The sequence below is a fragment of the Halomonas sp. KAO genome, assembly GCF_015595025.1.
GTDB lineage: Bacteria > Pseudomonadota > Gammaproteobacteria > Pseudomonadales > Halomonadaceae > Halomonas.
In genome coordinates this window covers 148,225-166,783 of the sequence record NZ_JADNRL010000019.1, presented here as the reverse complement: position 1 = coordinate 166,783, position 18,559 = coordinate 148,225, and the positions used below count along the sequence as shown (strand labels likewise).

Below are 18,559 nucleotides of genomic sequence, written 5' to 3'. Positions count from 1 at the left end.
AGGAAGATCACATCCGGAACACGCCGAACTTGGTCTCTTCGACCTCGGCATTCATGGCGGCGGCAAGTGACAGGCCGAGCACATCGCGGGTCTGGGCCGGGTCGATGACGCCGTCGTCCCACAGCCGAGCGCTGGCGTAGTAGGGGTGGCCCTGGTGCTCGTACTGCTCGCGGGTGGGCCGCTTGAACGCCTCTTCCTCTTCCGGGGACCACTGCTTGCCTTCGCGTTCGATCTGCTCGCGCTTGACCTGAGCCAGCACGCCGGCGGCCTGCTCGCCGCCCATCACGGAAATTCGCGCATTCGGCCACATGAACAGCAGGTTGGGGTCGTAGGCGCGGCCGCACATGCCGTAGTTGCCGGCGCCGAAGCTGCCGCCGATCAGCACGGTGAACTTGGGCACCTTGGCGCAGGCCACCGCGGTGACCAGCTTGGCGCCGTGCTTGGCGATACCCTCATGCTCGTACTTCGAGCCGACCATAAAGCCGGTGATATTTTGGAGGAAAATTAAGGGGATTTTCCTCTGCGCACACAGCTCGATGAAGTGGGCGCCCTTGACCGCGGACTCCGAGAAGAGCACGCCGTTGTTGGCCACGATGCCCACCGGATGGCCGTGAATATGCGCGAAGCCGGTGACCAGGGTGTCGCCGTAGTAGCGCTTGAACTCGTCGAAGTCGGAGTCGTCGACGATGCGCGCGATCACCTCACGCACGTCATAGGGCTTCTTGAGATCGGTGCCGACGATGCCGTAGAGCTCGCCGGGGTCGAGGCGCGGGGCCTTGGGCTCCTGCATCTTCAGCTGGCCGCGCTTCTGCCAGTTGAGGCGCGACACGCTGGCTCGGGCCAGCTGCAGGGCGTGAGCGTCGTTCTCGGCGTAGTGGTCGGCCACGCCGCTCTTCTTGGCGTGCACATCGGCGCCGCCCAGGTCTTCGGCGCTGATGCTCTCGCCGGTCGCGGCCTTCACCAGCGGCGGACCGCCGAGGAAGATGGTGCCCTGTTCGCGCACGATGATCGACTCATCGGCCATGGCCGGTACATAGGCGCCGCCGGCGGTGCACGAGCCCATTACCACGGCGATCTGCGGGATGCCCTCGGCGGAGAGAGTCGCCTGGTTGTAGAAGATGCGGCCGAAGTGGTCGCGATCCGGGAAGACCTCGTCCTGGCGGGGCAGGAAGGCGCCGCCGGAGTCGACCAGGTAGATGCACGGCAGACGATGCTTGCGGGCGATCTCCTGGGCGCGCAGATGCTTCTTCACGGTGAGGGGGAAGTAGGTGCCGCCCTTGACGGTGGCGTCGTTGGCGACGATCACGCACTCCACGCCGGAGACGCGGCCGATGCCGGTGACCACGCCGGCGGCGGGCACCGCGGAGTCGTAGACCTCGTGGGCGGCCAGCGCCGAGAACTCGAGGAAGGGCGAGCCCTCGTCGACCAGGTGGTCGATACGGTCGCGCACGAACAGCTTGCCGCGGCTCTCGTGACGGGCGCGAGCCTTCTCGCCGCCGCCCTGGGCGATGGCGGCGGTGAGCTCACGCAGCTTCATCACCTCATCACGCATCGCCGTCTCGTTGGCCTGGAAGCCTTCGCTGCGCGGATTGATCTGGGTTTGCAGGATGCTCATAGCGAATCCTTGAAGACGTTTACCAAGGGAGGTAGGAGCGGGATTTATCCCGCGATGTTGAGCATCGCTCGATGAACCATCGCCCGATAAATCGGGCTCCTACACAGTGTCGGCGGTGGTTAGGCAGATTCGTTGAACAGCTCGCGGCCGATCAGCATGCGGCGGATCTCGCTGGTGCCGGCGCCGATCTCGTAGAGCTTGGCGTCGCGCAGCAGGCGGCCGGTGGGGTATTCGTTGATGTAGCCGTTACCGCCGAGCAGCTGGATGGCATCCAGTGCCACCTGGGTGGCCTTCTCGGCGCAGTAGAGGATGACGCCGGCGGCGTCCTTGCGGGAGGTCTGGCCACGGTCGCAGCCAGCCGCCACGGCGTAGAGATAGGCACGGCAGGCGTTGAGGGTGGTGTACATGTCCGCCACCTTGCCCTGCACCAGCTGGAATTCGCCGATGGACTGGCCGAACTGCTTACGCTCATGGATATAGGGCACCACGATATCCATGGCGGCCTGCATGATGCCGATGGGGCCGGCGGCGAGCACGGTGCGCTCGTAGTCCAGGCCGCTCATCAGTACGCGCACGCCCTTGCCGACCTCGCCGAGCACGTTCTCTGCCGGTACCTCGCAGTCCTGGAACACCAGCTCGCAGGTGTTGGAGCCGCGCATGCCGAGCTTGTCGAGCTTCTGGGCGGTGGAGAAGCCGGGCATGTCCTTCTCGATGATAAAGGCGGTGATGCCCTTGGAGCCGGCATCCGGGTCGGTCTTGGCATACACCACCAGAACGTCGGCATCGGGGCCGTTGGTGATCCACATCTTGTTGCCGTTGAGGATGTACTTGTCGCCATCCTGGCGGGCACGCAGCTTCATGGAGACCACGTCGGAACCGGCGCCCGGCTCGGACATGGCCAGCGCGCCGATATGTTCGCCACTCATCAGCTTGGGCAGGTACTTGGCCTTCTGCTCCGCATTGGCATTGATCTTGAGCTGGTTGACGCAGAGGTTGGAGTGGGCGCCGTAGGAGAGGCCAACCGAGGCGCTGGCCCGGGAGATCTCCTCCATGGCGATGCAGTGGGCCAGGTAGCCCATGCCGGTGCCGCCATCCTCGTCCGAGACGGTGATGCCGAGCAGGCCCATGTCGCCGAACTTCTGCCAGAGATCGTTGGGGAATTCATTCTTCTCGTCGATCTCGGCGGCACGCGGGGCGATCTCGTCGCGCGCGAAGGCATTGACCTGTTCGCGCAGCATGTTGAGTTCTTCGTCGAGGCCGAAGTCGAGGGGCTTGAAGGGCGTGTGCATGGGGGAACTCCCGTTCTTGTCTGAGTTGTGGCGTCTGGCGCTGGGGTAGGGAGACGCGCACAACGGGCCATATCGGGTGATAACACCGTATATGGTCCAAGACTAGGGCAGGTTTACGTTAACGTAAAGTGCACCTTGTGGCTTGTACGACGAATGTCCAATCCAGCTTACGCGTCGCTGCGGAAGAACAGCCGCTGGCCGTTGACATCGAAATCGCCGATGGCGTTATGACCCTCCCCAGAGAGTAGCTACTCATGCCACTGTCCGGCCAGGTCGTGCCTGGAGTGGGGGTGTTGGAAGGGGTAAAGGGAGCGGCCCAAATGACATAGACCTTAGTCTAAGGTTGGTGCCATGCAAGCTTGGTGACAGCTTGGCCCTCTAGAGTCACGTTGCCGGGCGATGCCCGAGCTGAATCTAACCGGTTTTCATCTAACTGATTTTTATCTAACAACGTAGGGTACACACGCCATGTTCGATCGCTTCCTTCCCAAGCCCCTGATGGCAGGCGCCGCGGCAGCCATGCTGGCCTCTCTGGCGATGACCGCTCCGGTGGCCGCCGATGATTACCCGGACCGTCCTGTCGACCTGGTGGTGGGCTTCGGTACCGGGGGCAGTGCCGATCGCATGACCCGGGCCGTCTCCACCTATCTGGCCGAGGAGCTCGGTGTGCCGGTAAAGGTCACCAACCGCCCCGGCGCTGGCACCCAGGTATCGGCGAACTATATTCTGTCGCGCCCGGACGACGGCTATACCGTCTACGCCTCCACTTTTGCCCCCTACCTGACCAACACCATTCTTACCGGAGGGGCCCAGTACGGCATCGAGGACTTCTCCTTCATCAACTTCCAGTGGTTCGACCTGGACCTGATCGCTGCGAACAAGGACAGCGGCTTCGAGGACCTGCCGTCGTTGCTGGAGGCGATCCGCGATAACCCCGGCGAGATTCGGGCCTCGGTGGTACAGGGTTCCGCCGGCCATCTGATGGTGCGCCTGCTGCTGGATGAGGCGGGCATTCCCCAGGAGAACCTCAACCTGGTGACCTACAACAGCGGCGGCGAGGCTCGTTCCGCGGTGGCCGGCGGCCAGGTCCACTTCACCTCCATCAGTGCGCAGGGCAGCGAAGGGATCCGTGAGTTCCTGACCCCGCTGGCCATCGTCAACGATGAGCGCATCGAGCAGTGGGACGCGCCGACCATCAACGAGGCGCTCGACCCCATGGATATCGAGGTGCCGGTGTTGCAGGGCTCCATGCGCGGCTTCGCGGTGACCGCCGAGACCGAGCGTCAGTACCCGGAGCGCTACGCGATCCTCTCCGAGGCGATCCAGAATACCCTGGCTCGCAAGGAGGTTCAGGAGCAGCTTGAAGCTGGCGATATTGGTGGCGTCTGGGTGGGGCCCGAGCGCTCCAATGAGCTGATGCGTACGAACTTCGAGGTCTTCGAGGCCTACGCCGACCTGCTCAACTGATCCTTCCCGCATGATGCACCCCCGGCGATTCCGCCGGGGGTGCCTGGAGTTTTCTCATGTCCACCAACAAGCGCGACTATGGGGACCTGCTCGTCCTCATGGCCCTGGCAGCTTTTACCCTTTGGTATCTGCTGGATGCCATCCGGGTCTCCTCGGCCATCCAGAACCTGTTGCTGATCCTGCCTCTCTCCCTGGTGGTGCTGGCCATCGTGGCCCTGGAGGTAGGAGTGCGCCTGAAGAAGGGCACCCTGCTGGTCCGCGAGGAGAGCGAGGGTGAGCCGCTGCACCATACCCTGCCGGTAGTGGGGCTGTTCGCCGTCTATGTGCTGTCGCTGCAGAGCCTGGGGTTCGATGTGGCCACGGTGCTGTTTATCGCGGCCTTCCTGGTCCTCAAGGGCGAACGTAACTGGCCACTGCTGGGCGGCTATAGCCTGGCCTTCGGCTTCGGCGTGGCACTCTTCTTCTCGCAGATGCTGCCCTATCCCATGCATATGCTGATCCTTCCGGGCTAAGGGAGTCACACCATGATCGATTTTGTCGCCGTCGAGCAGGGACTGGCCCTGCTCTTCTCGAGCTTTTCCCCCTGGATGGTGGTGCTGCCCGGTATCGTTATCGGGCTGATCTTCGGCGCCACCCCGGGGCTGCAGATCTCCATGGCCATGGCGATCTTCCTTCCCATGACCCTGTACATGGATTTCGTCCAGGCGATGCTGTTCCTGACCGCCATCTTTACTGGGGGCTCATTCGGTAGTGGCATCCCGGCGATCCTGATGAATATTCCCGGCACCTCCTCGGCCATCGCCACCGCCTTCGACGGCTACCCCATGTCGCGCCAGGGCAAGCACAACCAGGCACTTGGGATTGCCCTGGTGTCGTCCGTGCTCGGTACGCTGATGGGCTATCTGATTCTCTTCGTGATGATCCAGCCGCTGTCCCTGATGGTGCTCAAGCTGGGGCCTGCGGAGATGTTCGCGGTGATCCTGTGGGGCATGACGCTGATCGCCAGCCTGAAGGGCGAGCAGGTGCTCAAGGGGTTGATGGCCGGCTTCGTGGGCCTGCTGATCGGTACGATCGGCTTCAACGAGCTGGGCATGGCGCGGGGCACCATGGGACAGACCTACCTGCTCGACGGGGTGCCGGTGATTCCGGCCATGATGGGCATGTTCGCCGCCTCCGAGCTGTTCAAGCTGGCCAACAAGGACTTTATCGTCGAATCCAAGGCTTCCCGGAAGGTCAAGGTCTCGGGAATCTTCGAGGGCTTCAAGCTGGCCGTTCGCTACCCCTGGGTGATGATCCGCGGTGGCCTGATCGGGGTCTTCGTGGGGGCGGTGCCCGGGGTAGGCTCCTCTGTCTCCAACCTGCTCTCCTACGTGGAGACCCAGCGCCGCGACGAGGACCCGGACTCCTTCGGCAAGGGCAACCCCAAGGGCGTGGTGGCCTCGGAGTCGGCCAACAGCACTTCTGAGGCGGGCTCCATGGCCACTCTGCTGGCCCTGGGCATTCCCGGTGGCGGGGCCACGGCGGTGATGCTGGCGGCCTTCGCCATGCATAACATCACCGGCGGTCCGCAGTTTATCCGCCAGCAGACCGATGTGGTCTATGCCATCATCTTCGCCAACTTCGCTCAGGTGTTCCTGCTGCTCGTCATCGGGCTGCTGTTCATCCCGCTGCTGGCCAATATCATCAAGGTGCCGATGCGCTACCTGATCCCTTCGGTGCTGGTGCTGGCGGTGATGGGCTCCTTCGGGCTCACCGGCAACATGACCGGGCCGGTAACGGTACTGGTGTTCGCGGTGGTCGGCTGGATCTTTCGCCACTACGGCTATTCGGTGCCGGCGGCGGTGATCGGCATGCTGCTGGGGGCCATGGCGGAGAAGTCCCTGCTGCACTCCTACCAGATCAGCGGTGGTGATCTGAGTTATGTGCTGGAGCGCCCGGTGACCCTGCTTATCCTGGCGCTGCTGCTGGTGTCGTTGTTCGGCAAGCGCTTGCTGGGCCTGGTCAGGGGACGCAAGCAGGCCGCGAGTGCCTGAGCCGTGCTCGAACGCACCCTGGTGACGCTGCTGATCGGCGGCCTGGGAGGCGGCCTGGCCACCCTGGCCGCCTTGCCCCTGGCGTGGATGCTGGGGCCGCTGTTCCTGGTGCTGGCGGCTTCCCTGGCCGGAGCGCGTGCGGGTATCGACCCGCGTCTGCATCGCGGCGCCATCGCCATGCTCGGCCTGTTTATCGGCAATCGCATCGACCTGAGCGAGCTGTCCCATCTGCTGGAGTGGTACCCCAGCGTGCTGGCCATGCTCGGCTACATGGGGCTCGTGCTGCTGGGCGGTCGCTGGCTCTTCACACGTAGCGGCATGAGTCGGCTCAGCGCACTGTTCTGCGCCTTTCCAGGCAGCATGAACGGGGCCGTTATCCTCGCCGACCGTCTCGGCGCCGATACACGCTGGATCGCCATCACCCATGCCATCCGCCTGGTGATGGTGGTGGCATCCGCCGCCCTGCTGACCAGCCATCTTGCTGGCGGGGTGGTTCTGGGAGAGGGCAGTGGCCTCCACTGGGCAGATCTCTACCTGCTAGCGCTGGCTCCCGCCTGTGCCTGGCTGGGGCGACAGCTGCGTCTGCCGATCCCCGAGTTCCTGGGGCCCATCGCCGTGGGCGCGGCCATGGCGAGCCTTGGCCATGGGCTACTCTTGCCGGATCCGTTGCTGATCCTGACCTTTCTGACGCTAGGCTGCTCGATAGGCTCGCGTTTCTCGGGTACTGACTGGTCGCAGCTGCTTCAGGTAGGGCGTTATGGACTGGCGTTCGGGGCCTACGCGGTGTTGATGGCCCTGATTACGGCCTGGGGAGTGTCGAGCCTGACGGAGCTCCCTTTCGCGGCGATACTGCTGGCACTATTGCCCGGCGGCGTCGGCGAAATGACCGTGATCGCCGTGGCGCTGAAGATCGACCCGGTGTATGTGGTCAGCCACCATGTGCTGCGCCTGCTGTTGCTGATTCTGCTCACTCCTCCGCTGATCGCATGGCTACGTCGGCGCCGCTCCGTGGTGGAAAGGTGACGCTCACGGTGAGTCCTTCGCCTGTCGGGCTGGAGAATTGGAGATGGGCGCCGTGGGCGCGGGCTACCTCGTCGACGATGGCCAGGCCCAGGCCGCTGCCGGGAGTCGATGGGCTGGCGCGGTAGAATCGCTCGGTAAGGTGAGGCAGGTCGTCGGCGGCCACGCCGACGCCATCATCCGCGACGCTCAGCGTCGGCGTTGCATCCTGCTGGAAAACACGCACCCGGATGGTGCCCCGATAGGGCGTCTTTCCCCCCGCATGCTGGCTGGCATTCTCGATCAGGTTCTCCACCAGCCAGCGTAGTCGTACCGGGTCGGCAAGCACCTCGCCGGTCTGCTCCTCGATAAACTCCAGCTCCTGGCCGCCCTGGTAGATCCGTGCGGCCGCCTCGGCACAGGCCTCCCGGCATACCTCGCCGAGGAGTACCGGTGTCAGAGCCTGGGTGTCCACCAACTCGTGGCGGGTCTTGGCCAGAGTCAGCAGCTGCTGCACCGTGTAGCCGGCGTCCTCGGCGATGCGCCCGATCTCTTTCAGCGAGCGGCGCAATGACGGGTCATCGCATTGCATTGTGGATACCTCCGCCAAGGCACGAATCTCCGAGACCGGAGTGCGCAACTGATGGGAGACATCGGCATTGAACTGCTGGGTATTGCGGATGCTCTGGCGCATTCGCTCCATCAATCCATTGATACTGGCCACCAGGGTGGCGACTTCCCGCGGTACCGTTGCCTCGACAGGGGCCAGGTCATTGGGAGAGCGCCTGCGTAGGGAGCGACTGATGGCGCGCAAGGGAGCCAGGCCCTGATGAATGGCCAGCAGGGCGATGCTCACGGCAAGCAGGCCGCCCACAGCCATGAGCACCGAGAGTGTCAGCAGGAAATCCTTGATCAGGCCGGCCCGTGTCTCGGTGGACTCGGCGACGATCACCTCGATCTGACCACTCCGGGTGGCGCGAACTACCGGAAAGCTGGTGGCCACGGCGCGCAATTCGTTGCCAGCGTAGCGGGTGTTGTAGAAGACCGGCATCTCACCCTCGTTCGGGGGCGGCGCCAGGCCTTCGAAGCCGGCCAGCATGTTCCCTGCATTGTCGCGAATGCGGTAGAAGATCTTGCCCTCGCCGCGACTTCCCAGGGTGCTGATGCTGAAGTAGTGCATATTGATGCGTAGCTCGCCATCCACCGAGTGGATGCGCCGCTCCAGTCGTTCGGCGGCATTCAGCAACATCGCATCGAAGGTTTCGTTGATCTGGCGAGAGAGCACCACCTGGCTGGTAACAATCGTGAGGATACTGACCAACGTAAACGGCAGACCAATCCAGAGCAGCAGACGAGCGCTGATGGAGGTCATGGTCGGGGCTCACCGGCGTCGAGGAGGTAGCCGAGGCCGCGCACGGTTCGCAGCTGAGCGGCACTGCCTAACTTCTTGCGAAGCCGGGAAATATAGGTCTCCACGGCACTATGGGTGATCGCATCATCAAGATCGGAGAGTCGGTCGATGATCTGTGCCTTGCTCACCAGTCGCCCTTGATTGATCAGCAGGTACTCGAGTACCTCACGCTCGCGCCGATGCAATGCCACTTCCTTGCCGTCGACCAGGACGGCTGGGCTGTTCGGCGGTAGCTCCAGTCCACCGCACTGGAGGTTCTTTTCGCCAAACTGCTTGGCGCGGCGCACCAGGGCTTTCGAGCGGGCCACTACTTCCACGAGAGAGAAGGGCTTGCCCAGATAGTCGTCGGCCCCTTCCTCGAGGCCCAGCACCCTCTGGTCGAGATCATCTCTGGCCGAGATGATCAGGACGGGTGTCTTGTCATGGCGAGCGCGTAGCCGGCGTAGCACATGGATGCCATCCAGGTTGGGCAGGCCCAGGTCGAGCAGGATCAGGTCGAATGAGAAATGGCGCAGCCACTGTTCTGCGGCTTGGCCATCGTCGCAGGTCTCCACCTGGAAGCCCGCCTCGCTGAGAAAGGTGGCGATGGAGTTGGCCAGGTTGGGGTTGTCTTCGACTACCAGCGCTTTCACGTGCCGTCCCGTCTCATGAGCTGTCGAAAAGGCATTGTATCGCGATAGGGCGGCTCGGGTCCTGCGTCGTTATCGGTAGGCACATGCGGCGCCCGGGAGGGCGCCGCCGTAGGAGGCTAGTCGGCAGGAGGTTAGTCGGCATTGGGGAAGAACAGTTGCTGGCCGTTGACGTCGAAATCGCCGATCGCGCTTTGCCCCTCCTCGGAGAGTAGCCACTCATGCCACTGCTCGGCCAGGTCGTGCTTGAGGTGGGGGTGGCGCTCCTTTGAAATCAGGAGGCTGCCGTACTGGTTGAAGAGCGCTTCATCACCGGCAAACAGCAACTCGAGGTTCTGGGGGTTTTCGAAGGCGACCCAGGTGGCACGGTCGCTCATCACATAGGCATCCATGCCGGCGGCGGTATTGAGAGTCGGGCCCATGCCGCTGCCCAGTTCGCGATACCAGTCGCCACCCGGCTCGACCCCGGCGGCGTCCCACAGACGAAGCTCGGCGCGGTTGGTGCCGCTGTCATCGCCGCGGGAGGCAAAGGGCGCCTCGGCCTCGGCGATCAGCCGCATCGCCTCTGCCACGGTCTCGGCATCGGCGATACCGGCCGGGTCGTCTTCGGGACCCATCAGCACGAAGTCGTTGTACATCACGTCGGCCCGCTCGGTGCCGTAGCCCTCTTCGACAAACTGCTTCTCACCGGCGGTGTCGTGCACCAGCAGGCTGTCGGCGTCACCGCGCCGCGCTATCTCGAAGGCCTGACCGGTGCCCACGGCGACGACACGGACCTCGATACCGGTCTTATCGGTGAACTGCGGGATAATGGCGTCGAAAAGCCCCGAGTTCTCCGTCGAGGTGGTCGAGGCCAGGGTGATGTACTTCTCTCCGTCCTGGGCCTGGGCGGCCAGCGAGAGGCCCATCAGGCCGATGGCGGTCAGAGCAATGCGTGCCTTGTATTGCATGGTCGCTTCCTTGTGTTGCTGATGAGTTTTGTTGCTGAGAGTCGTTGTTGTGGCTTGTTGACGACGGTTGACGATGGCGGTTGCCGGTTGGTGCGGAGAGGCCGGCTAGAGCACCAGCTCTCCACGGATAAAGGCCCTCGCCTCGTTTGAGGCGGGAGCCGTGAAGAAGGTGACGGCATCGGTGTGTTCGATCAGACGCCCCGCGTTGAGAAACAGCACCTCATCGGCCAGGCGACGAGCCTGATGAAGGTCATGGCTGCTCATAAGAATGCGGACACCCCGAGCGTGGAATTCCTGCACGGCGCTCTCCACTGCCAGGATGGCGGCGGGGTCGAGAGCGGAGGTGGGTTCGTCGAGAAACAGCACCTCGGGGTCGAGCAGCCAGGCGCGGGCCAGGGCCAGGCGCTGCTGCTCGCCGCCGGAGAGCACGCGGGCCGGCCGCCGTTCCAGGTGACTCAGGCCAAAGCGCGCCAGTGCCTCGCGGGCGCGCGCCTTGCGCTGGCGGCGCGGGGTGCCGTTGACCGCCAGGGCATAGACCAGATTGGCCAGGGCCGAGCGTTTCAGCAGTACCGGGCGCTGAAAGACCATGGCCTGGCGCGGGGTGCGCCCCTCCCAACGTAGCTGACCCTGAGTGGCGGGCAACAGGCCGTGGGCCAGACGCATCAACAGGCTCTTGCCGGCGCCGTTGGGCCCCATCACCAGGGTGCGCTTGCACCCGGTCAGGCGAAGGTCCACGGGGCCGAGAAGGCGCTGACCGCGATGAGTGAAGCTCACGCCTTTCAGGCTCTGAGCGGGGGGCTCGGTCACAAAGCGTGCCGTCAGGTCGTTCATCCCAGTCGCCTCCTGGCCGTTTCGCCGACCAAATAGGCTGCCGCATTGACCAGTGCCACCAGCCCCAACAGTACGATGCCCAGACCCAGCGCCAGCGCCAGGTTGCCCTTGCTGGTCTCCAGCACGATGGCGGTGGTCATTACCCGGGTAACGCCATCGATATTGCCCCCCACGATCATCACCGCGCCCACCTCGGCACTGGCGCGCCCGAAGCCGGCCAGGATCACCGTGACCAGGCCCAGGCGGGCATCCCACAGCAGGGTAGGGATCATGCGTAGCCGCGACAGCCCCAGGGAGGTGAGCTGTTCGTGATACTCCTGGTGCAACTCCTCCACCTGCTGGCGGGCCAGGGCGGCGATGATCGGCAATACCAGAATGACCTGGGCCACCACCATGGCGCCTGGCGTGAACAACAGCCCCAACTCCCCGAGGGGCCCGGCACGGGAGAGCAAAAGATAGACGCAGAGACCCGCCACGACCGGCGGCAGGCCCATCAGGGCATTCAGCGCCACCACCAGGGCGCCACGGCCTGGAAAGCGCCATAGTGCCAGGGCGGCGCCAAGCGGCAGCCCGATCACGGCGGCCAGCAGCACGGCAACCAGCGATACCCTCAATGACAGGGCCACGATCTCCATCAGCGTGGGGTCGAAGCCGAGGATCAGGCTGAGAGCGGTGGTCAGGGCGCTGGCGTCGCTGGACATGCAGGTCTCCGTTGGTTGACTGGCATCTTGTGCGTTCCAGTATCAAGATGCATGCAGTAGTGTAAATAGAACATTCTGAAGCAGTTATATGCAGCTCAAGTGGAGAACGGGCATGCAGACCTACTTGACCACTGCTGAGGTCGCGGACTACCTGCGCCTCAAGGAGCGCAAGGTCTATGACCTGGTACGCCAACAGGCCATCCCCTGTGTGCGGGTGACGGGCAAGTTGCTGTTTCCTCGCCACAGCATCGACCTATGGCTGATGAACCATCTGGAGGGCGATCAATCCTCGGCACGACCGGTGCCCGTGGTGCTGGCCGGTAGCCAGGACCCGCTGCTGGAGTGGGCGGTGCGGGAGAGCGGCTCCCAGCTGGCGCTACTGTGTCAGGGCAGCGGGGATGGTGTCCGGCGCCTGATGGAGGGGCGGGTGATGCTTGCCGGGTTGCATCTGCTGGATGCGACGAGTGGGGAGTACAACCGTCCCGAGGCCCTCGGGATGGGGGGCATGCGCGATCTGGTGATGGTGCGCTGGGCGAGCCGGCGTCAGGGGTTATTGCTGGCGCCGGGCAACCCGCTGGGCATTCGTCGTCTGACCGACCTGGTGCGGCCCGAGGTGCGGGTCGCCCATCGCCAGCCGGACGCCGGGGCGGGGCGGCTGCTGACCTGGCTACTGGACCGGGCGGGCGTGGAGGCCTCACGACTACGGTTCTCAGAGCACCCTTCGCTCTCGGAAGATGATCTCGCCCTGGCGATACGCCAGGGTGAGGCGGATGCGGGACTCGGGGTGGAGGCGGCGGCGAGGCGCCAGGGGCTGACCTTTCTGCCGCTGCACCGGGAGCACTTCGACCTGGCGATGCGGCGGCGCAGCTACTTCGAATCGCCGATTCAGCGGTTACTGTCGTTCGCGCAAGAGCCGCGTTTCGTCGAGCGTGCCGAGGCGCTGGGCGGCTACGACATCGGCGAGCTGGGCAGGGTGGTCCATAATGCTTGAGTGAGATGGGGACGACGCCAGCTGTTGCAATATAGCCAAGTGGCTTTAATTACTCAGATTGGGGCCTGCGCCTTTGATGCCACTCGAGGTTCGCCGAGGCCGGCTATGCGGCCTGGGGGTATTTTGGGGTCTGAAGAAGGTGGAGCTTCAGGCCTTGGATCTCGGGGCCAGGTGATATTTGTCAGACTCCTCCATGTCAGTCGTTTCGTCGATACTGCGCCGGTTGGGTGGCACCAGTGCATGCCGGCGCATGCGTCGATATACGGTAGGGCGCGAGACACCCAGGCGGCGCGCCACATCGCTGATGTTCCAGCCGGTCTCCTGTAATAAGGTGTGCAAGGCTTGGCCACTCTCGCAGACATCAGACTGTGGGGGCGACTCGATGACCTGGGAAGCATTCGCCACTCTACCCCGGCACTCCTCGGGCAGGTCGTGGACGGTGATCTCCTCACCCTCTGCCGTGGCCAGAGCAAAGCTCAGTGCATTCTTCAGCTGTCGGATATTGCCTGGCCAGGCGTAGGCCAGCAAGGCACTCATCGCGTCGGCGCGAAGACGCACGTCGCACTGCCGTTCGGCCACCAATGATCCGTAGATACTCCTGATAATGAAATGCTTGTCGGCCCGCTCGCGGAGTGCTGGAAGACGCAGCTGTGCGCCGTTCAGGCGATAGTACAGGTCCTCGCGGAATTGACCGTGGGCGATCAACTCATGCATGGCACGGTGGGTGGCAGTGATGACACGAATATCGACGCGTACAGCCTTCTCGGCGCCCAACGGCATGACTTCACTCTCGGCTAGCACGCGCAACAGACGGGTCTGCAGTGTCAGCGGCATGTCGCCGATCTCATCCAGGAACAGCGTGCCACCATCGGCCTGTTGAATCAGCCCGCGCATGCCCTTGCTACGCCCGCCGGTAAAGGCCCCGGGCAAGTAGCCAAACAGCTCACTTTCGATCAATGACTCCGGTATCGCTGCGCAGTTGACTGCCACGAAAGGCCCTTCGGCGCGCGAGCCGCTGTCGTGCAAGGCGCGCGCCAGGACTTCCTTGCCGGTCCCCGTTTCTCCGGTGATCAGTACATTCACCATCTCGTTACGCAGTCGGCGTGCCAGCTTGATTAGCCGGTGCATGGCAGGGTCGTCTGAGGCGAGGCGGTCCAATGCCGGAACCGGTGTGGGGGTGGGGGGCAGGGTGCGCTGATAGACGCGTGGCCCACGAGGTTCCATCAGTGTGATGAAGCAGATCGCTTCGCTGGCGCGCACACGAAACGCGCGGATCTGATCCTCACTTGAAGAAGGTATACCCAGCAGGTCGCTGACTTCACAGTCGAACAGCTGATTAGCGGTCGGCAGGTGGTCCGCTGACCATGGTGGCCAGCGCCGAAAATGCGCCTCGATCAGGGCGCGCCCCTCGCCATTGGCGGCAATGATGCTTCCGTCCTCTTCGATGGCGATCAGCCCCTTGCCGTTGAGGTGAACGAACGCGCGGGTGACATCGAAACGCAGAATGAGGCTGTCGCGGTAGCGATGCAGGAAGTAGGCATCTTCGATCATCCGTGCGTAGAGGGTGACCATGGGCAGACAGAAATTCTGACTTTCCGAAGCGCGTGGCGAGCGGAGGGCTGAGATATCCAGCACCGCGATGACATTCCCCTGGGGGTCGGTTATTGGCGCTGCTGTGCAGGTTAGATCGATATGCGTAGCATCAAAATGATCGTTCTGATGACAGGTAATGGCGCGCGCCTCATGTAGGCATGTGCCTACGGCACAGGTGCCCGCATGACGTTCACCCCAGTCGAGCCCGAGATGGAGGCCGGCTCGGCGCAGGTCCGCCTCCTGGTCTCGTTGACCTCGGAAGTCCACGGTAATGCCACGCTGGTCGGCAAGCAGCAGCACATAGCCCAATGGGGCCACCTGTGCGAAGAGCTGATCGACACCGGCACGAGCGACGTGCAAGAGCTCGTCTACCGGCTCGCGATGCTCCTTTAGGGCTTGCTGGGTCAAGACGCGCACCGAGCGTGGGCGAGTTGGGTCGAGACGATACTCGCCCATACAGCGCTCCCAGGAGCGCCGGATCACATCTCGGTATGTGTCCAGACCACTCATTTGATCCTCGGCGAGCCGGGTTAAAGTATGAATATGCTGGCGTTGTTCGTTACGTAGTTGCATTGCTGCCTCTCCGTACCCCCGCTGTAATTCCAGCAGCTCTTGTTGTTGTGTGGCAGTCACCCGTTCAGCCTATGCCGACCGCGCAGGGAGTCAATCGGTTGCACCTCCACCCTTCGTCGAGCATTACAGGTGTAACGCGCCGTTTCTCCCGTTACATGACAGGTGTTTCATCCGTATCCATTTCGCACATCACTTCACGCTGCTTCTTTTAATATTATTTATAATACTATCAGTTGGATAGCGGTATTTTCGGCTGGGCGGCCGGAATTGGCACACTTCCTGCTTTGGACTGGGCGTGTCACCTACGAACAAGACGGAGAACAACGATGACGACACAAACGCCTACCCAGGAAGTGCAGCTTTGGCTCGCTGATTTCGAGAACGCGCTTGAACAGCGGGATATCACAAGCGTTCTGACCCTGTTCGGCGAGGAGTGCTACTGGCGCGACCTGGTCGCCTTTACCTGGAATCTCAAGACGCTGGAAGGCAAGGACGCCATTCAGTCCATGCTCAATGCCACACTCGATCAGATTCGCCCTACGAACTGGCAGATCGACGGCGAAGCTACTGAATCCGACGGAGTTACCGAAGCATGGTTCACTTTCGAAACCGCTGTGGCGCGTGGTAAGGGCCTGGTGCGATTCAAGCATGGCCAGTGTTGGACTTTGTTGACCACCATGAAGGAGTTGAAGGATTATCCTGAACCGAGTGGTCTGCGTCGCCCCATGGGAGCCCAGCATGGGGCCAGCAAGACTCGTGAAACCTGGCTTGAGGCTCGAGAGCGCGAGGAAGAGACGCTTGGCTACAGAGAGCAACCTTACTGCGTTGTCGTCGGCGGTGGTCAGGGGGGCATTGGGCTGGCGGCTCGCCTGCGCCAGATGAACGTGCCTACGATCGTGCTCGATAAGCACCCTCGTCCCGGCGATGCCTGGCGTAATCGTTACAAGTCGCTGTGTCTACACGACCCTGTGTGGTACGACCACATGCCCTATATTCCCTTTCCCGACAACTGGCCAGTCTTCGCCCCCAAGGACAAGGTAGGCGACTGGCTGGAGATGTATACCAAGGTCATGGAACTCAACTACTGGAGCTCTACCGTGTGCGAGAGCGCCAGTTATGATGAGACTAGCGGCGAGTGGACGGTAAACGTCAATCGAGATGGAGGGCGTGTCACGCTTCGCCCCAAGCAGCTGGTCCTGGCGACTGGCATGTCGGGCATGCCCAACGTGCCGCAATTTCCCGGTGCCGAAACCTTCGAGGGGGAACAGCAACACTCGAGCCAGCATCCGGGACCTGATGCTTACCGCGGAAAGAAGGTGGTTGTCGTGGGGGCCAACAACTCAGCCCACGATATATGCGCAGCGCTGTGGGAAAACGATGCCGATGTCACCATGCTGCAGCGCTCCTCCACCCATGTCGTGAAATCTGACTCTCTTATGGAGATTGCCCTTGGGCCACTCTATTCCGAAGAGGCCGTCCGCCAAGGGATCACTCATGACAAGGCCGACCTGATCTTCGCTTCCATTCCCTACAAGCTGCTACCCGACTTTCAGCGTCCTCTCTTCAACCAGATCCGAGAGCGCGATGCCGAATTCTACAAGAGATTGGAAGATGCCGGGTTTATGCTCGATTTCGGCGATGATGACTCTGGACTGTTTCTCAAGTATCTGCGGCGGGCCTCAGGCTATTACATCGATGTGGGGGCCTGCGACTTGATCGCCGATGGTGAGATCAAGTTGCGTAGCGGCGTGAGTATTGAGCACATCAATCCGCGCTCAGTAACCCTCACCGATGGAACTGAGTTGCCCGCCGACCTGATCATCTATGCCACTGGCTACGGCTCCATGAATGGCTGGGCGGCTCGCATCATTTCGCAGGAGGTGGCCGACAAGGTAGGCAAGTGTTGGGGAATGGGCTCCGATACCACCAAGGATCCAGGCCCCTGGGAAGGCGAGCTACGGAATATGTGGAAGCCGACGCAGCAGGAAGCGCTATGGTTCCACGGCGGCAACCTGCATCAGTCTCGACACTACTCCCAGTATCTGGCCTTGCAGCTCAAGGCTCGTATGGAAGGCATCGCTACACCAGTGTACGGCTTGCAAGACGTTCACCATCTCGCCTAAGTCGCGATGGGCCGGCAGGAATGAGCCGGCCTGCCTAACAATTGTCATCAAGGAGTTCACCATGATTTATACCAACCCGGGCCAGTCCGGTGCGGTCGTCGCCTTCGAGTCGCGCTATGGCAACTATATCGGGGGCGAGTTCGTTCCGCCGGTCAAGGGGCAGTACTTCGACAACGTCAGCCCGGTCAACGGCGAGGTATTCTGCGAGATTCCCCGCTCCGGCGCCGAGGATATCGACAAGGCGCTGGATGCGGCGCATGCCGCGGCACCGGCCTGGGGCAAGACCTCGGCCGCGGAGCGCTCCAACATGCTGCTCAGGATCGCCGATCGCATCGAGCAGAATATCGAGATGCTGGCGGTCGCCGAGACCTGGGACAACGGCAAGGCGGTCCGCGAGACCCTCAACGCCGACCTGCCGCTGGCCGTCGATCACTTCCGCTACTTCGCCGGCTGCATCCGTGCCCAGGAGGGCAGCGCCGCCGATATCGACGCCAATACCGTGGCCTATCACTTCCATGAGCCGCTGGGCGTGGTGGGGCAGATCATTCCCTGGAACTTCCCGCTGCTGATGGCCGTCTGGAAGCTGGCGCCGGCCCTGGCCGCGGGCAACTGCGTGGTGCTCAAGCCCGCCGAGCAGACGCCCGCCTCGATTCTCAAGCTGATGGAGGTGATCGGTGACCTGCTGCCCCCGGGCGTGGTCAATATCGTCAACGGTTATGGCGCCGAGGCGGGCCAGGCGCTTGCCGGAAGCCCGCGCATCGCCAAGATCGCCTTCACCGGCTCGACCCCGGTAGGCGCGCATATCCTCAAGTGTGCCGCGGAAAACATCATTCCCTCCACCGTGGAGCTGGGCGGCAAGTCGCCGAACATCTATTTCGCCGACATCATGAACGCCGAGCCGGCGTTCATTGACAAGGCCGCCGAGGGGCTGGTGCTGGCCTTCTTCAACCAGGGTGAGGTGTGCACCTGCCCCTCCCGCGCCTTGATCCAGGAGTCCATGTACGACGCCTTCATGGCCAAGGTGATGGAGAAGGTCGTGCAGATCAAACGCGGCAACCCGCTGGATACCGATGTCCAGGTGGGGGCCCAGGCCTCCCAGGAGCAGTTCGACAAGATCATGTCCTATATGGATATCGCCCGGGAGGAGGGGGCGGAGGTGCTCACCGGCGGTGACAAGGCGAGCTTCGATCCGGCCTATGACAAGGGCTTCTATATCGAGCCGACGCTGCTCAAGGGCCACAACAAGATGCGCGTCTTCCAGGAGGAGATCTTCGGGCCGGTGGTGGCGGTGACCACCTTCAAGGACGAGGAGGAGGCGCTGGCGATCGCCAACGATACCGAGTTTGGCCTCGGC

Annotated in this window: 15 protein-coding genes; 7 read left to right on the top strand and 8 right to left on the bottom strand. The window is 62.9% G+C overall.

From position 1 onward, the window contains the following. Positions 1-7: 7 nt before the first annotated feature. Together IOC61_RS07060 and IOC61_RS07055 are read right to left on the bottom strand one after the other, a co-directional pair. Positions 8-1,615: a carboxyl transferase domain-containing protein gene (locus IOC61_RS07060; RefSeq protein ID WP_195688158.1), complete on the bottom strand. Its 1,608-nt coding sequence runs from the start codon at positions 1,613-1,615 to the stop codon at positions 8-10. Positions 1,616-1,734: 119 nt separating this feature from the next. Continuing rightward, positions 1,735-2,904, bottom strand: coding sequence for an isovaleryl-CoA dehydrogenase (locus tag IOC61_RS07055; RefSeq protein ID WP_195688157.1), 1,170 nt, complete (start codon positions 2,902-2,904; stop codon positions 1,735-1,737). 468 nt (positions 2,905-3,372) lie between these two features. On the opposite strand from IOC61_RS07055, the gene IOC61_RS07050 reads away from it, so the two are divergent. From IOC61_RS07050 to IOC61_RS07035, 4 genes are read left to right on the top strand one after another with little or no spacing between them, the layout of a single operon-like run. After that, positions 3,373-4,371, top strand: coding sequence for a Bug family tripartite tricarboxylate transporter substrate binding protein (locus tag IOC61_RS07050; protein WP_195688156.1), 999 nt, complete (start codon positions 3,373-3,375; stop codon positions 4,369-4,371). 56 nt (positions 4,372-4,427) lie between these two features. Further along, a complete protein-coding gene (locus IOC61_RS07045; protein WP_195688155.1) occupies positions 4,428-4,883 on the top strand; it encodes a tripartite tricarboxylate transporter TctB family protein in 456 nt (151 codons plus the stop codon). A 12-nt stretch (positions 4,884-4,895) separates the two neighbouring features. Then, positions 4,896-6,404 carry a tripartite tricarboxylate transporter permease gene (locus IOC61_RS07040; protein ID WP_195688154.1) on the top strand — a complete coding sequence of 503 codons (1,509 nt, stop codon included), beginning with the start codon at positions 4,896-4,898 and terminating at the stop codon, positions 6,402-6,404. A 3-nt stretch (positions 6,405-6,407) separates the two neighbouring features. Next, positions 6,408-7,427: an AbrB family transcriptional regulator gene (locus tag IOC61_RS07035; protein ID WP_195688153.1), complete on the top strand. Its 1,020-nt coding sequence runs from the start codon at positions 6,408-6,410 to the stop codon at positions 7,425-7,427. On the opposite strand, the gene IOC61_RS07030 is transcribed toward IOC61_RS07035, so the two are convergent. From IOC61_RS07030 to IOC61_RS07010, 5 genes are all read right to left on the bottom strand, one after another. Next, positions 7,372-8,775 carry a sensor histidine kinase gene (locus IOC61_RS07030; protein ID WP_195688152.1) on the bottom strand — a complete coding sequence of 468 codons (1,404 nt, stop codon included), beginning with the start codon at positions 8,773-8,775 and terminating at the stop codon, positions 7,372-7,374. The two genes, IOC61_RS07035 and IOC61_RS07030, sit on opposite strands and share 56 nt — an antisense overlap. Further along, positions 8,772-9,446: a response regulator transcription factor gene (locus IOC61_RS07025; RefSeq protein ID WP_195688151.1), complete on the bottom strand. Its 675-nt coding sequence runs from the start codon at positions 9,444-9,446 to the stop codon at positions 8,772-8,774. The genes IOC61_RS07030 and IOC61_RS07025 overlap by 4 nt, the downstream gene beginning before the upstream one ends. Positions 9,447-9,577: 131 nt before the next feature. Further along, positions 9,578-10,351: a substrate-binding domain-containing protein gene (locus IOC61_RS07020; protein WP_229333031.1), complete on the bottom strand. Its 774-nt coding sequence runs from the start codon at positions 10,349-10,351 to the stop codon at positions 9,578-9,580. Between the two features lie 147 nt (positions 10,352-10,498). After that, positions 10,499-11,224 carry an energy-coupling factor ABC transporter ATP-binding protein gene (locus IOC61_RS07015; protein ID WP_195688149.1) on the bottom strand — a complete coding sequence of 242 codons (726 nt, stop codon included), beginning with the start codon at positions 11,222-11,224 and terminating at the stop codon, positions 10,499-10,501. Further along, entirely contained in the window at positions 11,221-11,925 is a 705-nt protein-coding gene (locus IOC61_RS07010) for an ABC transporter permease (RefSeq protein WP_195688148.1), read from the bottom strand. Before IOC61_RS07010 ends, IOC61_RS07015 begins: the two co-directional genes overlap by 4 nt. A 112-nt stretch (positions 11,926-12,037) precedes the next feature. Here IOC61_RS07010 and IOC61_RS07005 point away from each other — a divergent pair, with 112 nt between their 5' ends. Beyond that, entirely contained in the window at positions 12,038-12,916 is an 879-nt protein-coding gene (locus tag IOC61_RS07005) for a helix-turn-helix transcriptional regulator (protein ID WP_195688147.1), read from the top strand. Between the two features lie 147 nt (positions 12,917-13,063). Here IOC61_RS07005 and IOC61_RS07000 read toward each other — a convergent pair whose 3' ends face one another. After that, positions 13,064-15,082 (bottom strand): sigma-54-dependent Fis family transcriptional regulator, encoded by a 2,019-nt coding sequence (locus IOC61_RS07000; RefSeq protein ID WP_195688146.1) that lies wholly within the window; start codon positions 15,080-15,082, stop codon positions 13,064-13,066. 326 nt (positions 15,083-15,408) lie between these two features. On the opposite strand from IOC61_RS07000, the gene IOC61_RS06995 reads away from it, so the two are divergent. Then, positions 15,409-17,205 carry an NAD(P)/FAD-dependent oxidoreductase gene (locus IOC61_RS06995; protein ID WP_195688145.1) on the top strand — a complete coding sequence of 599 codons (1,797 nt, stop codon included), beginning with the start codon at positions 15,409-15,411 and terminating at the stop codon, positions 17,203-17,205. Between the two features lie 61 nt (positions 17,206-17,266). Next, the coding region (locus tag IOC61_RS06990; RefSeq protein WP_195688144.1) for an aldehyde dehydrogenase family protein at positions 17,267-18,559 on the top strand (1,293 nt) is incomplete at its 3' end.

Coding starts and splice junctions, on each gene's coding strand:
- IOC61_RS07060 (WP_195688158.1), bottom strand. CDS start 1,615: ATGAGCATCCTGCAAACCCAGATCAATCCGCGCAGCGAAGGCTTCCAG.
- IOC61_RS07055 (WP_195688157.1), bottom strand. CDS start 2,904: ATGCACACGCCCTTCAAGCCCCTCGACTTCGGCCTCGACGAAGAACTC.
- IOC61_RS07050 (WP_195688156.1), top strand. CDS start 3,373: ATGTTCGATCGCTTCCTTCCCAAGCCCCTGATGGCAGGCGCCGCGGCA.
- IOC61_RS07045 (WP_195688155.1), top strand. CDS start 4,428: ATGTCCACCAACAAGCGCGACTATGGGGACCTGCTCGTCCTCATGGCC.
- IOC61_RS07040 (WP_195688154.1), top strand. CDS start 4,896: ATGATCGATTTTGTCGCCGTCGAGCAGGGACTGGCCCTGCTCTTCTCG.
- IOC61_RS07030 (WP_195688152.1), bottom strand. CDS start 8,775: ATGACCTCCATCAGCGCTCGTCTGCTGCTCTGGATTGGTCTGCCGTTT.
- IOC61_RS07020 (WP_229333031.1), bottom strand. CDS start 10,351: ATGGGCCTCTCGCTGGCCGCCCAGGCCCAGGACGGAGAGAAGTACATC.
- IOC61_RS07015 (WP_195688149.1), bottom strand. CDS start 11,224: ATGAACGACCTGACGGCACGCTTTGTGACCGAGCCCCCCGCTCAGAGC.
- IOC61_RS07010 (WP_195688148.1), bottom strand. CDS start 11,925: ATGTCCAGCGACGCCAGCGCCCTGACCACCGCTCTCAGCCTGATCCTC.
- IOC61_RS07005 (WP_195688147.1), top strand. CDS start 12,038: ATGCAGACCTACTTGACCACTGCTGAGGTCGCGGACTACCTGCGCCTC.
- IOC61_RS07000 (WP_195688146.1), bottom strand. CDS start 15,082: ATGCAACTACGTAACGAACAACGCCAGCATATTCATACTTTAACCCGG.
- IOC61_RS06995 (WP_195688145.1), top strand. CDS start 15,409: ATGACGACACAAACGCCTACCCAGGAAGTGCAGCTTTGGCTCGCTGAT.